At 43.6% G+C, this 23366-nt stretch carries 18 protein-coding genes and 3 pseudogenes; 5 read left to right on the forward strand and 16 right to left on the reverse strand.

Translation table 11 applies throughout. From position 1 onward, the window contains the following. Nucleotides 1–18: 18 nt before the first annotated feature. The 6 genes from ABE547_RS01175 to ABE547_RS01200 form a co-directional block, all read right to left on the reverse strand. The gene (locus ABE547_RS01175; RefSeq protein ID WP_347377045.1) at nt 19–717 is read right to left on the reverse strand and encodes a hypothetical protein; all 699 of its coding nucleotides are present in this window, start codon (nt 715–717) and stop codon (nt 19–21) included. Then, complete coding sequence (locus tag ABE547_RS01180) at nt 714–1397, reverse strand: LiaF domain-containing protein (RefSeq protein ID WP_347377046.1); 684 nt, start codon at nt 1395–1397, stop codon at nt 714–716. Before ABE547_RS01180 ends, ABE547_RS01175 begins: the two co-directional genes overlap by 4 nt. A 162-nt stretch (nt 1398–1559) precedes the next feature. Beyond that, nucleotides 1560–2312 (reverse strand): ABC transporter ATP-binding protein, encoded by a 753-nt coding sequence (locus ABE547_RS01185; RefSeq protein ID WP_347377047.1) that lies wholly within the window; start codon nt 2310–2312, stop codon nt 1560–1562. A gap of 4 nt (nt 2313–2316) precedes the next feature. Next, on the reverse strand, nt 2317–2538 hold the full coding sequence (locus ABE547_RS01190; RefSeq protein ID WP_347377048.1) for a hypothetical protein: 222 nt from the start codon (nt 2536–2538) through the stop codon (nt 2317–2319). Continuing rightward, complete coding sequence (locus ABE547_RS01195) at nt 2529–3167, reverse strand: MFS transporter (protein ID WP_347377049.1); 639 nt, start codon at nt 3165–3167, stop codon at nt 2529–2531. The genes ABE547_RS01190 and ABE547_RS01195 overlap by 10 nt, the downstream gene beginning before the upstream one ends. Before the next feature lie 68 nt (nt 3168–3235). Next, complete coding sequence (locus ABE547_RS01200; RefSeq protein ID WP_347377050.1) at nt 3236–3871, reverse strand: TetR/AcrR family transcriptional regulator; 636 nt, start codon at nt 3869–3871, stop codon at nt 3236–3238. A gap of 198 nt (nt 3872–4069) precedes the next feature. Here ABE547_RS01200 and ABE547_RS01205 point away from each other — a divergent pair, with 198 nt between their 5' ends. Beyond that, nucleotides 4070–6088: a molybdopterin-dependent oxidoreductase gene (locus ABE547_RS01205; RefSeq protein WP_347377051.1), complete on the forward strand. Its 2019-nt coding sequence runs from the start codon at nt 4070–4072 to the stop codon at nt 6086–6088. A 21-nt stretch (nt 6089–6109) separates the two neighbouring features. Here the strand turns inward: ABE547_RS01205 and ABE547_RS01210 are convergent, their stop codons facing one another. Next, entirely contained in the window at nt 6110–6643 is a 534-nt protein-coding gene (locus ABE547_RS01210) for a TetR/AcrR family transcriptional regulator (protein WP_347377052.1), read from the reverse strand. Between the two features lie 137 nt (nt 6644–6780). Here ABE547_RS01210 and ABE547_RS01215 point away from each other — a divergent pair, with 137 nt between their 5' ends. Further along, nucleotides 6781–7653: a DegV family protein gene (locus tag ABE547_RS01215; RefSeq protein ID WP_347377053.1), complete on the forward strand. Its 873-nt coding sequence runs from the start codon at nt 6781–6783 to the stop codon at nt 7651–7653. 83 nt (nt 7654–7736) lie between these two features. On the opposite strand, the gene ABE547_RS01220 is transcribed toward ABE547_RS01215, so the two are convergent. The 3 genes from ABE547_RS01220 to ABE547_RS01230 all read right to left on the reverse strand — a co-directional run bounded on the left by ABE547_RS01220 (nt 7737) and on the right by ABE547_RS01230 (nt 11655). Beyond that, nucleotides 7737–8861, reverse strand: coding sequence for a carbohydrate kinase family protein (locus tag ABE547_RS01220; RefSeq protein ID WP_347377054.1), 1125 nt, complete (start codon nt 8859–8861; stop codon nt 7737–7739). Nucleotides 8862–8904: 43 nt separating this feature from the next. Beyond that, a complete protein-coding gene (locus ABE547_RS01225) occupies nt 8905–10917 on the reverse strand; it encodes a beta-galactosidase (RefSeq protein WP_347377055.1) in 2013 nt (670 codons plus the stop codon). A 90-nt stretch (nt 10918–11007) separates the two neighbouring features. Further along, complete coding sequence (locus ABE547_RS01230) at nt 11008–11655, reverse strand: HAD family phosphatase (RefSeq protein ID WP_347377056.1); 648 nt, start codon at nt 11653–11655, stop codon at nt 11008–11010. Nucleotides 11656–11859: 204 nt separating this feature from the next. On the opposite strand from ABE547_RS01230, the gene ABE547_RS01235 reads away from it, so the two are divergent. After that, entirely contained in the window at nt 11860–14937 is a 3078-nt protein-coding gene (locus ABE547_RS01235) for a glycoside hydrolase family 2 TIM barrel-domain containing protein (protein WP_347377057.1), read from the forward strand. A 97-nt stretch (nt 14938–15034) separates the two neighbouring features. Here ABE547_RS01235 and ABE547_RS01240 read toward each other — a convergent pair whose 3' ends face one another. Continuing rightward, on the reverse strand, nt 15035–16231 hold the full coding sequence (locus ABE547_RS01240) for an MFS transporter (RefSeq protein ID WP_347377058.1): 1197 nt from the start codon (nt 16229–16231) through the stop codon (nt 15035–15037). 116 nt (nt 16232–16347) lie between these two features. Between ABE547_RS01240 and ABE547_RS01245 the strand changes: the two genes are divergently transcribed. Together ABE547_RS01245 and ABE547_RS01250 are read left to right on the forward strand one after the other, a co-directional pair. Beyond that, on the forward strand, nt 16348–17307 hold the full coding sequence (locus ABE547_RS01245) for an AraC family transcriptional regulator (RefSeq protein WP_347377059.1): 960 nt from the start codon (nt 16348–16350) through the stop codon (nt 17305–17307). Continuing rightward, complete coding sequence (locus ABE547_RS01250) at nt 17307–18473, forward strand: MFS transporter (RefSeq protein ID WP_347377155.1); 1167 nt, start codon at nt 17307–17309, stop codon at nt 18471–18473. Before ABE547_RS01245 ends, ABE547_RS01250 begins: the two co-directional genes overlap by 1 nt. On the opposite strand, the pseudogene ABE547_RS01255 reads toward ABE547_RS01250, so the two are convergent. From ABE547_RS01255 to ABE547_RS01275, 5 genes and pseudogenes are all read right to left on the reverse strand, one after another. Further along, nucleotides 18459–18773 (reverse strand): annotated as a pseudogene (locus ABE547_RS01255) (KilA-N domain-containing protein); the annotation flags it as partial. The gene ABE547_RS01250 and the pseudogene ABE547_RS01255 sit on opposite strands and share 15 nt — an antisense overlap. An 80-nt stretch (nt 18774–18853) precedes the next feature. Then, nucleotides 18854–19099: pseudogene (locus ABE547_RS01260) on the reverse strand (RNA methyltransferase); the annotation flags it as partial. Between the two features lie 398 nt (nt 19100–19497). Further along, entirely contained in the window at nt 19498–21276 is a 1779-nt protein-coding gene (locus ABE547_RS01265; RefSeq protein ID WP_347377060.1) for a DUF262 domain-containing protein, read from the reverse strand. 38 nt (nt 21277–21314) lie between these two features. Further along, on the reverse strand, nt 21315–22262 hold the full coding sequence (locus tag ABE547_RS01270; protein WP_347377156.1) for a hypothetical protein: 948 nt from the start codon (nt 22260–22262) through the stop codon (nt 21315–21317). 174 nt (nt 22263–22436) lie between these two features. Beyond that, a pseudogene (locus ABE547_RS01275) lies at nt 22437–23105 on the reverse strand (IS256 family transposase); the annotation flags it as partial. Nucleotides 23106–23366 lie beyond the last annotated feature (261 nt).

Genomic DNA, 23366 nt, shown 5'->3' on the forward strand with positions numbered 1-23366 from the left:
CTATTATACCGGATTTTATTACCGATAAAAAGAAATATTCAATTCACCAATTCCTCCATCTACAGAGATATGGTTCTTCCCGCTTCCATATATGGAATCGTCACCCATCTTCATATTGTCGAGTGTCGCTTCTCCGATTCCCTTGTCCAGCTCGATCTGATAATCATCCGCACTTCCGTAAAGAACAAGGTTTGTCTCACCGATTCCATAATCGATATTACACTCTCCGGTCAACTCTCCCGTCAGATCCAGTTCTCCGATGCCAATATCAATATCTGCATTATTCAGACTTACGTCTTCAATTGTAACGTCTCCGATTCCGGCATCCATATCGATAGATTCCCATACCATTGATTCCGGTATCGTCAGACACACATTCATTCCCTTTGCGTTCATCCCCAGAAACGGACGTTTTTCCTGAATCACAAGACATCCGTCATCTACCCTGCACTGGATATATCTGTGATTTGTTTCGACTTTCAGCTCATCCCCTGTTTTTATCTCCAGTTCTGCAACACTGAGATCAATCTTCAACTCAGTAACATCTTCTTCTATCACATATTCTTTTGCACCTTTTTTCATATATTCTGAATTATTTTTGCCGGTTAGTCCTGCCACGCAGAACACTGCGCTGCAAATTCCATTCAGGATATTTAAGATTAAAAACAGCGCGAACGCCATTGCACAATATTTTATAATTTTCTGTCCTGTTGTCATTTTACATCCACTCCTCCGAACATACAGGTACTGTTTATGTATATGGTATGCTCATTATCCTTTGAATTCTGATGTTTTTTCATGTCAACGCCTCCAAAAATAGAATTGGAATTCACCTTGACATTTACCGTATCCGGAACCAGAATGTCAATTCCGCCGAAGATACTGCTGGTATTGATCACCGCATCACGTTCAATGATTGCATTTCTCAGATCACATTTGATACCGCCGAATACTGCAGTAAGCTCCGCACCGGTAAACACTTCCTGATCATAATTCAGAGTCTGTCCTGAGAAAGCGGCAAATCCCGTCTTCATCTCTTCCCCGTTTTGCTTCATCGTATTCAGGATCTCTGTGCTTTCATTTCCTGTAATTCCCTTGAAAAGCATCTTAAGTCCGATTCCCACAATGATAATCGGAACAATCAGCTTCCACAGGATATCAAAGGCAAAAATATTCCGGCATGCCAGAAACAATAACACGCCGATCAAAAGACCAATCAGATTTCCCGTTTTGTCCGTTTGACTAAATAACCCGATAAAGCATGGAACGATGATGAATAACGTCCACCAGCCATCAAAAAATATGTTAATGCTTGCAATTCCCATTGCATTCAGTGCCAGCACCGCACCTACTGCAATCAGTACAACTCCCCATAAAACACTGTTGATTCTTTTCATGATATTATGTCCTCCTCACTTTGCTTTTACCTTTATAACTTTTTTGTAAATGTACTTTCCTTATGCTGCTATTCTACAAAATCCTGTAAAAAGATGATAGGCACAGAATGTAGCCGAATGTGTCATTTTTATAGACGAAAAGGAACTGTCGCAACAGTTCCTTTACCATCCCATTTTTCGAAGCCACCGGGTAACTTTTTCTTCCCGCGTCTTCTCATCTTCACATTCTGTACTTTCCAGCCGGAGTTCCCCGCAGATCTCTCCGTCCAGAAGATATAAGATACGGTCACACCGGCTGGCCACCTTACTGTCATGCGTCACCATAAGAATTGTCATTCCCTCCTGATTCAGCTTTACCAGTTCATCCATGACTTCCGAAGCTGCTGATTGATTCAAAGCTCCTGTCGGCTCATCCGCAAACAGAATCTGTGGATGATTCATCAGGCTTCGGCAGATGCAGGCCCTCTGAAGCTGACCGCCTGACACTTCCGTAATTCGACGCCCGGCCAGTTCCGCAACCGACAGTTTCTCCATCAGATTCTTTGCTTCATTCACAAGTTCCGCCCGTGATCTTTTGTCTTTCCTTTTTTCTCTATTGGCCTGAATTGCCGGAAGCAGAATATTATCCATCAGATTCAGGTTGACCATCATATTCATCTGCTGGAACACAAATCCCATTCTGTGCAGACGCATATATGCTTTCTCATCCTCCGAAAGTCCAATGATCTCCTGTCCCTTCAGCCACACCTTTCCACCGGAAGGCTGATCCATACCGGCCAACTGATAGAGAAGGGTCGATTTTCCAGATCCGGATGGTCCCATAACTGCCGTCATCTCCCCTTCTTCCAGCGAAAAAGAGAGATTTTTTAATATATGACTCTTACACAGATTTTCAACTTTCAATAATTCAGACATACTTTTATTCCTTTCCTATACAGCACTCATATGCTTTTATCCTGCTAATTTCCCGGGTTCCCATCCAGACTGCCATACCGGCCGCCGCAAGTCCGGTCAGTGGAATCAATACCAGTAGCTGCTTCCAGGCGATCACAAACTGAAAACCATATGCCCCAAAAGACTGAAGCAGGATGCCACATAATCCTTCCCCACACAGATTTCCGACAAGTAATCCTACGACCATTCCTGCCGAAAGCTCTCCGCAAATGACACTTCAACATCCGCCTTTTTTCTTTCCATTCCTTTCCTTACAACTGCTGCAGCTGCAACCGTAAGTACAAATGTACTGATATCCAGCAAAAGCAGGAGCTCTATATCCTTCACTGCCAGCAATGCACCTGCAAGAATGGGTGAGATCAGATATCTTGCACTTCCGGCAATACTTACCATCCCACTGGCCCTTGAATATTCTTCTTTGCTGAGCAGATCTGTTACGGTCGCCCGATAAGGAGGTTCCAGAAGTGATGATAATACAGAGCTTACAAATACTCCGATACAGATCTGATACAGGGCAGCTTTTCCATTCATCATACAGATCCATATGTAGAGGATCCCCAATGCGGAGCATCCATCACCGATCATCATCAAAAGACGCCTGTCATAACGATCAGCCAGAACTCCGGCAGGTATGCTCAGCAAAAATGAAGGCAGAAAACCCAGTAACGTTACCAGCGCCATATCTGCCGCGCTTCCTGTCTGCCGGAACACGTATACCCCCAGCCCGAAACTGGTGAGTCCGCTTCCTATAGCTGAGATAAGTTCTCCTGCCCAGAGCAACATAAATTTAAAAAAATTACGATTCTTATGGTTCATATTCCCTCCTTAATCGACCGTCAGTCTGTCGGTATAAACTTGAAAAAAAGAATGATGAAAATATTTGTTTATTTTTCATCATTCTGAAAGACCGGAAGAATTGTCTCCCTCATACTTCCTGCCTCCATCCCGAGCAGCCGTTCCAGATTACAGATAAACGCTTCTATCTTCCGTTCTCTGCTTTCTTTCGTATCTTCTGACATCTCATCAAACACGATTCCGGAATACAACATTACCATCTCTACTACTTCATCCGGATATTCCGTCTGGCAGATCCCCTGCTCAATCCCTTCTCTTATCAGTGACGCTATCAGAGGATTGACCCCTGTCAGCAATTTTTCCCGCATTTTCTGATGCATCAGTGCATTTTGTGGTCTGTGTACCTGCACCATGATCTCTTTTCCCAGGTCACTGTTTACATTCAATGACTGGATCGTCAGTGTCAGCCGCTGTAATACCGGAATCTCTCTTCTATCTATGATTGCCGATGCATTGTCAATCAATCTCCCTGTGATTCGATCAATAATCGCATCCAGAATATCCTCTTTGGATTTAAAGTGATAATACAGAGTTCCTCTTGCGATTCCGACCTCTTTCAGAATATCGTTGGTACTGGTATGATCGAACCCATTGATCTCAAATAATCTTTCCGCCACATCCAGTATCTCATTTTTCCGTTCTTCTGCTTCTTTTACAATCCTCACTTCTGATTCACCACCTTACGTTTCACGTAACCGACAACCTGTCGGTTGCATTCTAATATAGAACGAAAAAAAGTCAAGCGATTGCTTCTCCTATTTATCCTATGCTATGATAAGAATACAGATCCTATTGCGGGGACATGGATATACTGTGTCTTGTCCATGCACAGATAATGAATAAAACAAGGAGAGTTTTTAATTATGAAATCTTATACACAATCCACCATCTGTCCTTATGACTGTCCGACCTCCTGTGGTCTGCTTGCCACAACCGACGGAACACAGATTCTTTCCATTGACGGGGATCCGTCCCATCCTGCATCACAGGGACTGATCTGTGGGAAAATGCGCCATTATGCAGAAGAAATCAATTCCGGCAAACGAATCCTGACTCCATTGAAAAGAACCGGGAAAAAAGGCAGTGCTTCCTTTACCCCGATTACCTGGGAGGAAGCCATTGCAGAGATTAGCGCTCACTGGAAATCACTCATTGCATCAGACGGTCCTTCCTCTGTTGCATACTGCTATTACGCCGGTGTCATGGGAATCATACAGAGACATTGTATTCAAGCCTTTTTTAATCGCATGGGTGCCTGTGACCTCAAAAAAACATTATGCTCCACAGCGAAAAGTGAGGGATATGCCTCTGTTGCGGGAACCACCGGCTGCCTGGATCCAAGAGAACTGAAAGACAGTGATTTCTATCTGATCTGGGGAAGCAATGTAGCTGCAACCAGACTGCACACCTTAAAAGATCTGACAGCCGCCAAAAAAGCAGGCAAAAAGCTGATACAGATAGAGGTCTACGGAGCACCGATGGCTCCTTATACCGATGATACCATCCTGATCCGTCCGGGAACCGATGGTGCACTGGCACTTGCCATGATGCATGTTCTGGTATGTGAAGGCCTTGCCGATGAAGAATACCTGAGAAAATGCACGCTCGGATATGAAGAGTTCAAACATACACTAACCGAATACACCCCTGCATGGGCCTCTGCCATCACCGGAATTCCGGAGCAAACGATTATTACTCTTGCCCGCTCATATGGACAAGCAAAAGCGCCTGCCATTCTTCTGGGAAGCGGAAATTCCCGATACGGAAATGGCGCTATGACCGTTCGACTGATCGTCATCCTCTCTCTGTTTACCGGAGCATGGACACGTCCGGGAGGCGGTCTTTGTGGTTGTAACCCTTGTGGGGGATCCAGATTTGACAGCAGCCTGATTAAAAAAGAGGATTTCCGAAACGGTGTTCCTGAACGAACCATTAACATCAATCAACTTGCTGCTGCCCTTACTGGCGCAAACGGAAGGCCACCGATAAAAAGCCTCTATGTCGCAGGCGGCAACCCTGCCAACTCCATCAGCGATCAGAAGGCCATGCTGGAAGGTCTGTCCCGGGAAGATCTGTATACGGTTGTCCACGAAAGATTCTTAAGCGACACTGCCCGATACGCGGATATCGTACTGCCCGCCACATTTTCTGTGGAGCATCCGGACTGCTACGAAGCCTACGGATACTGCACCATGTCATCCGCCCGGAAGATCGTTGCTCCGCCGGGAGAAGCCAAAAGCAACTGGAACACAATCATGCTTCTTGCCAAAGCGATGGGGTACGACGATTCCTATTTTCAGAAGACCGAGGAAGAGATCTATGCTGACTTAACCGGAACCCCAACTCCCAGATCTGCACACCTGACGGCAGAGGACCGGGAAAAGCTCCTTAGCGGAACCACATTTTCCATACCGTATGCAGATCATACAGACTGTCAGACGCCGGAAAAGAAGTTTTACATTGTCAATCCATATATTGAACATCCAATGCCACACTATACCGAATGCTATGGTGGAACAGAATCTCTTCATCTGGTTTCCGTCCCGAGCAGATATACCTTAAATTCCATCCATCAGAACCATGAAAAACTGGCAGAGGAGCGGGGACCCATGATTCTGATCATGAACACAGAAGATGCCGGAAACAGAGGAATCAAAAACGGAGACCGGGTACTTTGTTATAATGAACTTGCAGAGGTTGAATTTATTGCAGAGACTACAGATATGATTGCCCGGGGAGCAGTGGCTGCCATCGGTGTCTACAAGAGTTCTCAGTCACTGAACGGACTGACCTGCAACGCACTTCATCATGACCGGCTCACAGATATGGGAGAGGCCACAACAATGAATGACAACACAGTAGAAGTAAAGAAAATAATATAATTATGCCCTGAAGGCTTCAGCCTATGCAGGGCACGGAATATCATACAGGCTGCAGAACATACCGGCAATATCTCCAGGATCCTCTCTTGTCCCGTTCTGCAGCCACATGATTGCAGTATTGAACAGTGCTCCCATATACATATATAATCGATATTTCTCTATCGATCTGTTCGGCATGGTGCCTGCCACCTCTTCATGGAACCGATTCAATTTCTCGAGCAAAACCGAACCATATCCAAACTGATAAAGATCCAGCACAAACTCTCCATACATTTTGAAAAACTCAAAACTTCTGCTTACATTCTGATATGTATAAAAACTGGTCTCATTACTGTCTATCGTATCCCGATACTGTTCCAGCACGTCCTCAATCAGCGTCACCAGTACATCTTCCTTAGATTCATAGTTCCGATAGAATGAGACCCTTGCAACACCCGCTCTTCGGATCAGTTCCGATATGGAAATATCAGAAATACTTTTCTCATGCATTAACTGAAATAGTGTCGTTGTAATACTTTCCTTTACACGCAGATTCGCTTCTTTTCGTTTATCCATAACCTTTCCTCCAACCTGATACAAAACAAGTCATTTTGTACCAGAAAAAAAGCTTGTAGAATTCGCCTTAATGTGATACAGTTGTTTCACATTATTTTAACAGAATGTATAATTTTGTCAATGGCAAGGAGAATAAGATGAGAACAGCGATTATGACCGATACAAACAGTGGGATTACCGTAGAAGAAGGAAAAAAAGCCGGCATATATGTGCTTCCTATGCCGGTAATCATTGAACAGAAGTGCTATCTCGAAGGTGTAGACATCACACACAGGCAATTGTATGATGCCATGCTTTCTGATAAAGAATTGTCTTCCTCTCAGCCATCACCCGGAGATGTTATGGCTATGTGGGATACAATTTTAAGCGAAGGATATGATGAAATCGTCTATATTCCTATGTCAAGCGGTTTAAGCGGTTCCTGTCAGAATGCAATTCTTCTTGCTCAGGAATATGACTCAAAAGTACTGGTTGTGGACAACCACCGCATTTCCGTCACCTTGATGGAATCTGTTTATGACGCAAAATGCCTTGCAGACAAAGGCCTTTCCGGAGAAGAGATCAAAAAAACTCTGGAAGAATCTGCTTATCAGGCCAGCATCTACATCACCGTCAATTCTTTGAAATACCTGCTCAAAGGAGGCCGGATTACCCCCTCTGCTGCCGCCATTGCCAATATTCTTAATATCAAACCTGTACTCACGATTCAGGGGGAAAAGCTTGATCTCATTACAAAAGTACGCGGTATGAAGCAGGGCGAGAGAAAAATGATTGAATCCTTAAAAGCCGATATTTCTTCCCGTTTTTCGGATATCCCTGCAAAAAGACTGAGAGTTGCCACTGCCGGAACCTTCGACAAACCGGAAGAAGCCGAACGCTGGAAAAACATGGTGCAGGAGGCATTCCCGGAAAGTGATGTTTATTATATGCCACTTTCCTGTAGCATTGCATGTCATGTCGGTGTCGGTGCAGTCGGAATCGGAGCCATTGTGATTCAGGAAAGATCTTAAAGTACGGATGATTACAAAGGGATTGTTGCAAAATACATTCATATCATTTTTTGCAACAATCCCTTATATTCTATATATCTAGTTTAGAAAGAATTCTTCTCCCATCCATTTTCAATTCTGTGAATTAATTCTTCAAAAGATCTCAGACCACTCAAAGTATCATACGCCGTAACACAGGAAGCGCCTGTCCCTGCTGCCAGCTGCAGACATCGTTCCACCGGATACCCCTCAATGGCGGCTTTCAAAAATGCTGCAATACTGGTATCTCCCGCTCCGGTTCCCGAAAGTACACAATCCGGTACATAACTCTGCTCAAAGACAGAAAGTCCGCCCCAATCGTAAAACTGCGGATCTATCTGTGCCATTACTTTTGCATCAGCCGTCTGCAGATACATTCCCGGAGCTCCACATTTGATCAGCACACATTTTGCTCCCCAGGCAATCAGTCTGTCAGCCAGCGGCTTTATGTCCTTCTCAACGTCAAGGACCATTGTGATATCACTGCTTCCGGCCCGTCGATTCCATTCCTCGTAGAGTGGCCTGTCCATCATATATCCCAGTTCTTCAATGCTGGGGACAAAGAAATCCACATATGGAATCACACGTTCCAGAAGCTTTGCCCAGTCTGTCTTTGAAGCTTCTGATCCGTCTTCTACCGCCGAGAGATCCAGCGAAGTCGTAAGACCAAGCTGTTTTACTTTCTGAAAGATCTTAAGCAATTCACTTCCCTCATTCACATACATGTTACGCATGGCAGAAGGATATCCGAAATGAAAATGTCCAGCCTGTGAGATCAGCTCAAAATCAAGATCCCCATAACAAAAGGTATCGTTGGTTCCCGGATGGTGCAGAAACATTCGGTCAATTCCCGGAGGTGCAATTACCATAGAATAAGAAGTACTCTCGTTGCCGGCATGGATCAGATGTTTTTCTGCTCCATATTCCCGAAACGTCTGTTCAATAATATTTCCAAACGAATCATCTGCAATCTTTCCCATAAGAATCACTTCACTGCCGAACTTCAGGAGCGCCAGACCCGTATTCGCTACAGCTCCTCCGACACTGACCGTAGCGCTTCCCACATTCAGAAGTTTCCCTGGTCTTAAGAGTTCACCGATCTGCTTTGCTCTCTGATTCGGCAGGAACTGCGGCGTGATATCGATACACACATGTCCGCAGACAACCACCTTCTTATTTTTCATACTCACATCTCCCTCACTTCACGATTACGATTCTGTATAGATTATTCTATCATAATTGTTCTACGATCTCTACTCCCCAGGCCGGTATCTTCCATGTATCCCCGGTTTCTGTCCGACTTCCGGACAAAAGTTTTCTTCCTGGTTCTTCCAGATACTTAATATCCTTCTCTTCTGATGAATAATTGAGGAAATACGTCACCTGCTTCCCAAAATCATTCGTTCCTTTTCGGACGATCACCGGAAAACTGTATGCAGACAGTTCTGTCTTTGCCTCCTGAAATACAGTCTTTATCACGGATTTTAACGTTTCATCATCCGTCATACAGCCGAGATATACAGCCGTCCCCTTTCCATAATGATTTTTGGTAATTGCAGCATAATCCTTCCAATTATAATGATCATAGGAAGCCAGTGTCTGTGCTCCCTGCGGTATCAGAAGTTCCATAAAGACTTTTGCCTCTGCACAGGCTCCGTCACGAATCACTGTCCCTGACAGTCCCACATTTTTCGGAAATGTAAACTGATGATATTCTACGCCAAAGCATGTATTCAGAATATGCGGCTGTACTTCATGACTAACTTTTACATTTTCATTAGCAAACGCAGTCTTAAATGTAGCCACCAGATGCCCGCCATCTGCAACGTACTGATTCAGCCTTTCAAGCAATGCATCCGGTGCCGCGTACAGAGCAGGTACGAAGATTGCTTTGTACTGTCCAAGATTTTCTGATTCCGGCCAGATAAAATCACATTCCACGTTCATCCGGTATAACGCATCATAGATCCAGCGCACAACATCATTGTACCCGATTCCGTCATCTCCTGCTGCCGTTGCCTGAATTCCAAACCATTTCAACGCAGTAAGCGATTCATTGCTGACAAGAATTGCCACTTCATTTTTCTTTTTCAGATTCACCAGAGACTGCCCGATCTCTTTCCACTCACGGCCAATCACACATGCCTCGCGATAAGCATCATTTTCCTGAAAATCATGGCTTAAAAGGCCTTTCCAGTAAGTTTCAAATGAATTGTGTATGGAATGCCAGTGCCAGTACATCACACTGTTTGAACCGGAAGCCAGATGACTGTACGCCTGCAGTCTGAGCTGTCCTTTATACGGTGTCCATCCCGGATATCCCTGAGCTTCTGTCTCAAGGAGAAGATAGTTCCCTTTCTTAAGAGAACGTGTCATATCTCCGCCAAATGCGATCTCAGCACCTGTAAGTTCATCCTGAGACGGATGATATATATCAACTCCTGCAATCGTCATACATCGAGAAGCATGAAAATGATTGACATCCGGCTGTACTCCATAAGAATATCCCCGCCATTCAAAGTCAAAATTGTGAGTAATAAACTGATCCTCTCTTCGATATTCATTCACAATATCTGCCTGCCAGCTTAGGAATTCATCTACCAGTGTTCGCTGAAATTTCTCAAATTCAGCTCCCAGACTTCCGTTTATCGTACCACGCACATCCGGAAAATCTTCCCATGCATTGATTCGATTGCTCCAATAATCCAGACCAAATTCCCGGTTCATCGCATCCAGATCATCATGGAATTTTCTGCGCAGATATTTTACAAATCGCTCCTGCACATTTTTCCCTGCCGTCCCATAATACTTTGTCTCATTGTCGATCTGGAAACCAATAACACATTGTCTGTGTGCAGTACGTTTCATCAATTCACGGATGACGCGTTCTGCATAGAAAAGATATACCGGATGTGTGATATCCATGATCTGACGCGCACCGTAGATTCCTCTTCCACTTACCGTCTCAGCAATGACATCCGGATGTGACTTTACCATCCATGTCGGAATTGCGTAAGTGGGAGTTCCGATGATCACTTTCATTCCGGCTTCTTCCATCGCGTCCATCACTTTTTCCACATGCGAAAAGTCAAAAACACCCTCCTGTGGTTCACAGGTACTCCATGTGGACTCTGCAATTCTAACCGTATTCATTCCGGCTTTTTTCATCATGGAAATATCCTGATCCAGTCGCTCATATGGCATATACTCATCATAATATGCCGCTCCAAAAAGAAGTTCTTTCATAATACTTTTCCCCCTGTACTTTTCTAAATGTGCTTATATACTAATCGAGATCTCCCGTTTGTTATATCACATATTTCAGGAAAATATCATTTATCTTATTTTTCTTTCCTTCGCAATGATCCCCAGATTCTCATAGACCCCGTAACAGATTTTTCTGATCTCCTCCGTAGGCTCGATCAGATCGGGCACCATGATCGTTCTGCAGCCGGCTGCCACACCGGCACGTATTCCATTCTCACTGTCTTCAAATACATAGCAGTCTTTTGGAGCACAGTCAATCCGCTTCGCCGCAAGAAGGAAGATATCCGGAGCCGGTTTTCCGTACACGACTTCCTTTCCACTTGTGATCGCATCAAAATACCGTCTGATTCCTGCAATCTTCAGATTGCTTTCAATCTGTTCCTTCGTACTGCTGCTTGCTACTGCAATTTTTACTCCCTCGCTCCGGAAATATTCAAGGATCTCCTCCACTCCCGGTTTTTTTGGTACTTCTTTTTTCAGGCTCTGTCTGATACGTTTCCGGCACTCTTCAATAATCACATTTCCGTCCGGCACTCCATAGTAACGTTCGATAATTCTACACATATATGGCCCACTGCTGCCTGTGATGTCTCTCGCAAAACCTTCAGAAAGCACGACTCCATATTCTGCCGCAATCTCATGCCATATTTTCTGAAATATCTTCTCTGTGTCAAACAACACTCCATCCATATCAAAAATTGCGCCTTTGATCTTCATCTATCAACCTCCGCTTTCTGCTCTTTCTTCCTCTTCCACTGTATCTCTAAATCTATCCAGTTTGAAGGGATAAGTCAAGACAGCAGCCGGATATCAAAATGGTCTTTCCGACAATATTTTCCATGTTTTGCACCGATTTTATATTGTAATTTTTCTTTCTATTTCTCATAATAGAAGAAGTTCTATCATACAGGGAGGTATACCATGTTCGACTATCATAAAATAAAAGATCCGGAATTTTTTAAAGAAAATGCACTTCCGGCACATTCTGACCATATCTGCTACCCGAACGAATCCTGCCTCAGAAATCAGGAAAATCCTTATCGTTTTTTATTGAATGGCATATGGAAATTCTCTTATGGAAGAAATCTGGATGACACTGTAAAAGGTTTTGAAGCCGGAGATTATAACTGTAAAAACTGGAGCAATATCAGAGTACCGGCTCACATTCAGATGGAAGGTTATGATACTCCGGCGTATGTCAATACACAGTATCCATGGGACGGACGAGAAGATATCTGGGCCGGCGAGATTCCGTCCAAATTCAATCCTACCGCCAATTATGTAAAATATTTTACTGTTCCGGAAAACATGCAGAGACAACCAATTTATATTTCTTTCCAGGGTGTGGAAAGCGGCATGGCTGTCTGGCTGAACGGACAATATATCGGATACAGTGAAGACAGTTTCACCCCAACAGAGTTTGAATTAACTCCATATATTCGGGAAGGTGAGAACAAGCTGGCAGTCCAGGTATACAAGTGGACCAGCAGCAGCTGGACCGAGGATCAGGACTTTTTCCGATTCTCCGGTATTTACCGGGATGTATATCTTTTTACCCGTCCGGACGTACATATCTGGGATTTGAATATCCGGACACTACTTGATGATACTTATCAGGCCGGTGAACTTGTTATTGACGTATCCGGATGTGGGTGCGGCCGGATTCAGGCAGATCTTCGCAGACTTCCTTCCGATGAAGCTTCATCAACTCAATATCTGAAAAACAGTCCGGAGACAGCTCTTTTTACATCTGCATCATTTTCTCTGCAGGATGGATGCGGACATCTTTCCCTTCCGGTCAGCGGCTTTGACCTGTGGAGTGCGGAAGAACCAAACCTCTATGAATTATTATTGCACGTATACGATACAAACGGACAGCTCATGGAAGTTATCTCTGAATATGTCGGTTTCCGCCGCTTTGAGATAAAAGACCATATCATGTGTCTGAACGGAAAACGGATTGTATTCAAAGGTGTGAATCGCCATGAATTCAGCTCAAAAGCCGGACGTGTACCTCAGGCTGATGAAATTCTTCTGGACATTCTCACCATGAAGCGTCACAACATCAATGCAATCCGTACCTGCCACTATCCGGATGACTCCAGGATCTATCGTCTCTGCGATCGATATGGTCTGTATCTGATTGATGAAAACAATCTGGAATCTCATGGAAGCTGGGATCCGATCGTTCGTGGTCTCGCCGATAACAGTCTCGCAGTACCAGGTGATCATAATGAATGGCGAGCCATGATGCTTGATCGTGTAAATTCCACTTATCAGCGCGATAAGAATCATCCCTCTATTCTGATCTGGTCCTGCGGAAATGAATCTTTCGGCGGTTCTGTCATCCGTGATATGGCAGATAAATTCCGCGAGCTTGATTCCACACGTCTGGTTCACTATGAAGGCATCTTCAATGACCGCCGCTATAATGAAACCAGTGATATGGAAAGTCAGATGTACCCATCTGTTGCCTCCATCCAGAAGTTCTTATCCGAGCATCGTGACAAGCCTTTCATCTGCTGTGAATACACACACGCAATGGGAAATTCCTGCGGTGCCATGCATAAATACACAGATCTGACCGACACTGAGCCTCTGTATCAGGGAGGATTCATCTGGGATTACGTAGACCAGTCCATCTATAAAAAGGATCGCTACGGCAATGAATTTCAGGCATACGGCGGAGACTTTGGGGAACGTCCGACGGACTATAATTTCAGCGGAAACGGAATCGTATATGGTGGAGACAGGAGCCCATCGCCAAAGATGCAGGAAGTAAAATACAATTACCAGAACATCACTGCAACTGTATCGGCAGAATCAGTTCTTATTATTAATAAAAACCTGTTTGTAAATACCAGTACCTTTGACTGTATCGTTTCTCTTGCAAAAGACGGAATGATTGTCTGCCAGGCTGCACTTGACACAGACGTTGCACCTCTGTCCAGGAAAGAATATGCGCTTCCGATCCGCAAAGCTTCTGCGCCTGGTGAATATACGGTAACTGTTTCTTTCGTTTTGAAGGAAGATACCCTCTGGGAAAAAGCAGGCTATGAAATTGCCTTTGGCCAGACCATTTATACCGTTGAAAAAACCACACCACATCAAAAATGCCAAAAACCAATCTCCGTTGTCAAGGGATGGGACAACGTCGGTGTAAGCGGAGAAAATTTTGAAGTATTATTCTCTGGTTTATACGGTGGACTGGCATCCTACCGTTATGGCGGAACAGAGATGATCGAAAGCATTCCGAAGCCGAACTTCTGGCGTGCACCGATAGATAATGACGAAGGAAACCAGATGATGGCAAGGTACGGACAATGGAAACTTGCCAGTCTCTATCCATCTCATAAGGATTTTGAGACGAATGCACCTGAATCCCCTCTGGTAGAAGAAACCGGAAATTCCGTGACAGTCACATTCAGATATCATCTGGCAACAAAACCGGTATCTCACTGCAGCGTTGCCTATACAGTCTACGGAGATGGAACCATCGAAACTACGCTTTCTTATGACCCAATAGCGGAACTTGGTGATATGCCGGAATTCGGAATGATTATGAAGATCAATGCAGATTATAATCAGGTAGAATGGTATGGAATGGGACCGGCAGAGACATATGCAGACCGTCAAAAAGGTGCAAAACTTGGTATCTACAAAAATACAGTTATCGACAACCTGGCACGCTACATGGTTCCCCAGGAATGCGGCAATAAAGTCGGTGTCCGCTGGGCAAAAGTAACTGACAGACGAGGGCGCGGGCTGTTGTTCGAGGGAGACTGCATCAACTTTTCTGCACTGCCCTGGACTCCGCATGAAATGGAAAATGCAAGACATCCTTTCGAACTTCCACAGATTCATTACACCGTTATCCGCGCATCCATGCAGCAGATGGGAATCGCAGGAGACAATAGCTGGGGAGCACGGGTACATCCTGAATATTTACTGGACATCAGCAAAATAATGACATTTACTTTCCGTTTCCGCGGCATTTAAAGCTGAAACTGACTCCTGACAAAAATCCCCTGCCTTTTTATAAGGCAGAGGATTTTCCGTTTCATCATAACACATACAGATCGGCAGAAACAAATTGTTATTGTCGAATATCAGTAGATCTTTTCTGAAACTGTTTCATGATCAGAAGCGATATCATTAAGACCACTGGAAAAACACAGCCTGCAAGCATTCCTTTTTGAAGGTTATCATTGGCATTCTGCGTAATATTGCCTACAAGCCCCGGACCGAATGCTCCTCCCAGATCACCCGCCATTGCCAGAAGAGCAAACATTGCCGTTCCACCCAAAGGCAGCTGGCCGGAAGAGATACTGATGGTTCCGGGCCACATGATGCCAACCGAGAATCCGCAGATGACACAACCGATCAGGCCAATCAGCGGATTCGGCGACATGGAAGCCAGAAGATAACTGAACAGACACAGGCAGCCGGAGCCCAGCATACATCGCATCAGATTCAGACTTTCACCGTATTTCCCATAAATCACTCGGCTGATTCCCATCGTAACCGCAAACATACAGGGGCCTGCCAGATCACCCGCCGTCTTTGACAATCCAATCGCAGATTCCGCATATGCAGAGGCCCACTGCGCCATGGACAATTCAGAGGCGCCGGCACATATCATCAGAATAATGGAGACCCAGAATAATGGGACTTTGAACAACTCGCCTATCGTCATCCCCTGTCCGTTCTCAACCAGATGTTCTATCGGACAAGTCACAAAATTATATATATTATATAATGGAATCAATGCCCAGATACAGGCAAGCCATTTCCAGCTGTCTATTCCGAAAACTGCAAAAAATAATGTGGATAATATAATAACTCCAACAGATCCCCAGCAGTAAAATGAATGCAGAAGACTCATGACGGCATCTTTGTGTTCAAATGGACACGCTTCCACGATCGGACTGCCTAATACTTCAATCAATCCGCTCCCAATTGCATACACAATGACACTGATGATCATTCCGGTAAACGGATCACGAAAACATCCCGGCAAAAATGCAAGCCCTGCCAGTCCTGCAGCATAGCATACTTCGGATGCCACAACACATTTCCGATATCCGATGCGATCCACAAACTGTGCACACAAGACATCTACGAACAGCTGCGTCAGGAAAAATGTGGTGGGAATGAGCGCTATCCTTCCCAACGATATTCCATAGTCCCTGTGGAATTTCAAAAATAACAGTGGGGCAAAATTAGCTGCAATCGCCTGTGTAATAAACCCCAGATAACAGGCAATCAGTGTTCTTTTATAGTTTTTTGCCATATTGACTTCATTTCCTCCTGCTTATATAATACCATTGAAATATATCGTACTTTTATGTGTTTTTCAATGAATTATATCGTATAATTATTACACAATATCGTAAGAAGGTGTTTGCTATGACTATTAATCCTATATACACAAAAATACTGACGGATGAAACTCTGAGAGAAACGATTGCCCATGGAAACGAGGAATACCCCTTCAGCTATTATCTGGAAGATATCTGGCAATTTGATTTTCATTGTATCGACTGGCACTGGCATCCGGAAGTAGAGTTTGTATTTGTCGAGAAAGGGTCTGCAACGCTGTCAGCCGGAAGTAACCGGTATGTCTTAACACCCGGAACCGGTGTCTTCATAAATACACAGGTGATTCATCGTTTTGAATCACCGGAACATGTCATTATTCCGAACATTGTATTTTCCCCTTCCCTTCTCGCTCCGGAAGGAAGCCTGATTTACCAGAAGTATATCCGCCCGGTTCTGAATTCTTCCGTAGACTGTCAGATCTTTTCGACAGATCATCTCTGGCAGAAACAGATCCTGGATATCCTTCTCTCTGTCTTTGCCCTTCAGGAAGCAGAAAGTCCCTGCGAAATACAGACTGTACAGCTTCTCTTTCAACTATGGGATATCCTGTGTGAACATCTGCAGACCACCGAGAATACTCCCGCATCAACCACAGATGCGCACACGCAGGCTCAGCTGCAGATTATGATGCAATATATGCATACCCATTACCAGCATCGAATTCTTCTTGATGATATTGCCAGAACCGTAAACCTCAGCAAAAGCAGTGTACTTCACATATTTCACAACTATCTACACATGACTCCTGTCAGATATCTGATCCATTACAGACTGAAGTGTGCTGCAAAGCTTCTTAACACAACCGAAAACAGTATTTCGTTCATTGCACAGAATACCGGATTTGATAATACAGGATATTTCTGCCGGAAATTCAAAGAATTGTATCAATTAACGCCCAGTGAATATCGAAGAGCAGAAAAAATAAAATTGTTGGAACTATCTTCGAAGGCAGAAAACAGCATGCAACAACGATGGGGGATAGTATGATGAAAAATCTGACCTTACGCTACTGCCTTACTCAATTTACCTTTTGGGCAGCATCCACCGGAGCTGCCAGCTTCGCAACCACCTATTTGCTGAACTGCGGAATATCCTCCGCTGCTGTAGGAACTTTACTTGCAGTCGCAGGGCTTCTGTCTTGCCTGATGCAGCCAGTCCTTGCCGGAATTGCAGATAAGTCACGGCGCTTTCAGCTGCCAGAAATGCTGATTGGAATGTCTTTTCTTTGCGTTGTGAGTTTCTGCATTCAGCTGTTGTCCGGGATCCCCACGGCACTTACGGGTATTTGCTATATGGTCGCTATCTTGAGTTCGGATGCCATGATTCCCCTTATAAATGCGCTATGCATTTCCTATACCCAGGCAGGTTACCAGATCAATTATGGTGCAGGCCGCGGTATTGGCTCTGCTGCATCTGCCATTTCCGCACTGGTACTGGGATATGTGATCGCACGGCTTGGAAGCACATGGATGATCCTGCTGCTCACTGGATTTCGTCTTCTGTGCATCCTGATTCTGTTTGGTTATCCGAAAATCGAAAAACCAAAATCTGTACAAAGCAGTACCACTCACAGCTGCTCCATCCGGGCTTTCTTTTTTCACTACCGCTGGTACTGTGCATCTCTGGCAGGAATCCTTTTCCTGGGAATGTATCATGCCATGACGGAAAACTATCTGATTGTCATATTGGGGCGATTGGGCGGCAACAGCAGCCATGTAGGAACGGCTCTGTTTATTTCTGCACTGGTCGGTGCCCCTGTGATTTTCTACTTTCAGAGGATTCACAGATTTTTGTCAAATACCAGACTCTTGAAGATTGCTGCCTGCTCTTTCCTGTTAAAAGCCGTTCTGTTCTATTTTGCAAAAAGCATTGGCACAATTTATCTCCTGCAGTTGCTGCAGATCACTTCCTATGCTTTTCTGGCGCCGGCTCAGGTGTACTATGCACAGGAAAAAGTCCGCCCTGCAGATATGGTCAAAGGACAGGCCTTCAGTACCGCAGCTTACGCGCTGGGCTGTTCCGCCGGAAATTTTGCAGGCGGTCAATTGCTGGGATTCGGGGTGGATGCCATTTTAATTGCCGGAATTATCATGACACTGATTGGCACAATCCTCCTTTTTACCACGGTAACAAAATCGGATTTCTCTATTTAAATTCCAGTTCAAAGATAATCGGCTATTTTCATCAGTCTTTAATCTTCGATAATCTTTCATAATATACAACTGGAATTCCGGTGAAATCCACGTAGCAAACGACATCGCAATATCACTGTGAGCATGGGTACCACCATAACGCCCTGCTTTTGAAACAATACCAATTGCAGCAGTTGCTTCTATCAACTTCTTAGGTGACATTGTAAATGCATTTGCTCCCGCTCGCTTTCTAAACCCCTCGAATTCGAGGGGTTTAAAACCAGGATTATGAAGCCTCTCCCATAATCCCAGAAATACCAATATTTATTCCATTTGCATGAAGCGTTTCTTTAATTATTTTCCCCATTTCTCCTCCCACAATCACATCAAAATTTTATCAAAGCATCGTACATCGGCAAGCCTAAATCTCTCTTTACCTCTGCGATATATGCGGTATGTACTTTGAAACCGTATTTAACTTTTATGTATTCCTTTATCATTTTATAGGTCACTCGCTCTTTTGGCTTGTATCTTTCTGCTCTTTGAGCAATATCATTAAGCAGAACTTTTCCCTCACCCTCCCCAAACTTAACTTTTACTTTGATATGTCCACCTGGCTTTTTGTGGAAAGTCAGTACTACCGTCTCTGCAGTAGCCCGCTTCCAATCTGCGTTCGCCTTTGGCTCCGCCTCTTGGGCGTGCCTTGCATGGTCCTCCATAATCTACTCTCGCATCACTTCGTTCGCGATAGCAGAACTACGGACTCAACATGGCTCGAAACGTGCTGATTGATGTCGCAATATCGGAACATATCGCCCTATTTTGAGCCGATTTTCAATTGTTCTCGGAAACATATCTATCGGCACATTTTGCCATTATTCAATCCGCAACCTTAACCCTTCTCGTTGTCGGAAACATATCGAGTTTTCTTTGTTGCTACTATATATAAGCAAATTATCTGCCACCACTGTCTCAAGCTGGGACTAGCCTTTTAGGGACTGGGTCATCGTAGAACTATTTCCACATAGAAGGCATCGTCTCAACCTTATTTATTCAGCTCGTTATAAGCCTTTTTTACAATCTGAGCCATCAATAATCTTCTCTGACTCAAGAATTCAGGGTATGATAACTGCTCAAAATTTTCCGGTAATGCATTCTGAGCGCAAGCAAGCTTATAACCGTCTTCGCCCAGCTTGTCTCTGTATCTACCAACATATTCTGCTGGAGGTGCATCAGAGATATCTATGTTTGTTGCGTAATCCAGATATGTAAAGTTCGCAATCTGGTTTCTATCACGGTCATTGTCATATCCGATTTCCTCAAGATAGTGCTTAGGGAAGATATGATGCTTATCCACTGAATTTTTATCTCCGCTTGTTCCTAATACAAAGTACTGTGATAACGGTGCTGTACTAAACAGCATAGGTGTTCCAAGTACATTGATGGCTGCAACATATCCATACCAAGCTGGTGATGTTGCAGATGAACTGTTCAATTCAGCAGGTAATGAATACTCGAAGTAATCATCTGTAAATCTATTAGCAATAACTGAATTAAGGTATGCCACAAATTCATCAGCATTATGAACATCTCTCAAGTCAGCAAACTGCTTTTCAACTTCTGATTCTGTTGAACCAGTATAAAAGCCCGTAATTGTAGACATGAATATCCACTTACGAATAATCTTCTGAAGCTCCACAGAAGACACCTTATAATCATACTTTCCGATAAGGTATAAAACGTAGCTGAATACCACCGCATTTGAGGAAGCTACAAGACTTCCTTTCAAATATCCAGCAGATGCAAACAGGTTCATGAATGCATGCCAGTTATTTAGGTTGGTTACCATATCCAAAGATTCCTTGAATATCTTCAAATTTTCTTCACGAACATCTTGTGTAATTTCTCCAGTCTTAAGATTTTTACCACGGAGCAACATATATGCATAACGCAAACGTGCTCTTCTAAATCCTACACCTACAGACATTCTGATAAGATGTGAAGGGTCTACCTGCAGAATCTGGTTAAATGATGTACCGTTTGCAGGTATTCTTGATTCAGCACAGAATTTGTTAATCTTGTCATGAACGTCATTATCATAAACAGCAATAAGTGTCTCAATGAAGTTCTTTTCAGTAAGGTTCTGCCCACCAGAGTTTACACGGACGAAGATGTCCGCAACATCCTCTTCATCAGCCTTTGAATTAATTTTCAATGTTGGCAATGAATAGATACCAAGGTTAAGTAAGTCATTGATATTCTCTTCGATGATATCTTCTTCATCTTCTGTCAGCTCAGGCTCGTTATTCTTTGCACGGCCCTCGTTAGCAGTTTTGATATATGCTTTTCTAAACTTAGAAATATTGTGCTCTTGGTCTGCTGCAAACACGCTGCTGATTTCACTAATCCATTCCGGATTTCTCTCATAGGCCTGTGTCCACACTGCAAACTCACGTGTTAAAGGATTGAAAGAAATACGAATCTTTCTTTCCTTGTAGTTTTTGTCCTTGATGGTTACTCCGTACATTGCAGCCAACAGCGCTGTTAAACGCTGCTGACCGTCAATTACTAAATCATCTGGACGTTTATACATTTTATCGTTTTTACCGATATAGCCTGTATTTTCATAATCATCTGGAGATGCCCATAACATGATGTAGCCAATAGGATATCCCTTCATCATTGAATCGAGCAACTCACGAACCTTATTATCCTTCCATACAAAAGGGCGCTGCAGGTCAGGCAGACCAATACGTCCATTCTTAACATCAGACAATAAGTCTGCTACTTTGCTCGGTATATTGTCGAATAATTCTTTACCCATACTTTCACGCTCCTTCTGTATGCCATAACGACATATTATTACTTCGTCACCATATCAAGAAGAGTCTTATAACTATCAACAACGTCGTAAACGACCTCACCATTGCTGATGGCCTTAAAGTGTTCTCTTGCACAGTGAATCTTTGATTCTTCGATTAATCGAAGCTGCATTGAATTCATGGAACCCTTTGTCTCTGCAACAAAGTAGATGTGCTTAACGGTTCCTTCATAGAATGCAATTGCCCAGTCAGGATTGTAATGTCCAACAGGAGTTGAAATATAGAATCCGTCTGGCAGTTTAACATATACAGCTACGTTTGTATTTGTATCCAATTCAGTAGCAAATGCCTGCTCGTTGGATGAGTCATAAACAATATGGTCGTACAGATGCTTCTTTGCCTTCATTGCATTTACGCCTAAGCGACCTTTGATTGTCGGGTCAGTAAACACATCTGTGCCATACTTATCATCCATTACATCGTAAGTGATGTGTTCGATGATGGCGGTTGCCTTTTCATCATTAATAAGTGCTGCTGCCTTAATGATGAATTCCTCCGGATTGTTCTTAAACTGATTGAATGTTGTTGGCTGGATTCCCTGAAGAATCTGAATTACAGCTTTTCTTGTAAGTCCAGTCTCATCAACAAGTTTTCCAATCAAGTCATATTTAACATTAGAACTTGCAGCGACTACGTTTCCATAGCTTGCAGATTCTTCTTTTACAAAAGACGCTCCGCTCACAAGCTCTTCTTTAGATTTAATCTGTTCCATTGCTCCGGTTTCAACCTTGAAATAAATCATAGAAACACGAAGCTTTCTATCCAATGAATCGATAGATTTTCTTACCAATTCATCAGTATCAAAATCAACGACATATACAGACTTAGAATTAATCTTAGACCATAATGCCTTGAACTCAGGCATAGCAAGCTTGCTTTCATCAACCTCAAGCTCAACATTGTTACTACGAGCATTTTCAGGCTGCATTGCTCTGCTGTCATAGATAGAATCAATAATCTCAATTACTGATGCAGTAGAATCAGCTACTTCTTCGGCAACTTTCAATTCGCCATTAGCCTTATCCTCATAGTACTTATCGGTAAGAACGCCCTTCTTATCAATGTAGCCATTCACAATAAGGTCGAAATGAATCGCTCTAGCCCAATATTTAGCGCTTTCATTTTCTCCGACCCACATGCCCAGGACATCTTTATGCCCATCCAGATCAATGCCAATAGCGATATATACTGCCTTTTTGACGATTCGACCCTCGCTGCGGACATGATAATGGATTGCATCCAGAAATACCACTGCATAAATGCTCTCCAACGGCCGCTGCTGCCATTCTTTTGCAATCGGCAGAATCTTATCCGTTATCCGGCTGATCGTCGTATCAGAGACTTCTACACCGTAAATGTCCTGGATATGCGTTTCAATATCGCTCGTCGTCATTCCCTTCGCATACATGGACAAAATCTTTTCCTCGATATCTTGGCTGATGCTGGTTTGACGTTTTTTTATCAGCTGAGGCTCGAATTCTCCTTTTCGGTCTCTGGGAATATCTACTTCTACATCTCCGAAACTGGTCCGCAATGTCTTCTGACTGTGACCATTCCGGCTGTTATCCGTCTTTTTGTTCCGATAGTCGTACTTGCTGTATCCAAGTTCTTCATCAAGTTCTGCATCGAGCCCGGCTTCCATAAATTCCGCAATGGTTTCCTTGAACAGATTTTGGATATCCTCCATACTGCCCACATTGCTTGCCTGCAATAATTCTCTGATTTTTGTTCTTCGAGCTTCTTCCTCTGGTGTTCGCTTTCTTCTTGCCATTTGTAATAACCTCCATTGCTGTGCTTTTATTCTACACTGCAATGAAGCTTTACACAATCCAGGGGATACTCTCCCATGCATTATTGTTCCAGCAACAGCTAATTCTGGATTATTATAATTCCAATTTAAATAGGAACCGTTAATAGCTATAAGCGCAATAAATATTACTGTAATTAACACACATAACGAGATAAGCAGCCATCGAACCGTTTTAACTCTTGCCATACTTCTTTTTGCTAACTGAAGATTAATAACTTCTAA

Source organism: Dorea sp. YH-dor226, from assembly GCF_039832105.1.
GTDB lineage: Bacteria > Bacillota > Clostridia > Lachnospirales > Lachnospiraceae > Dorea_A.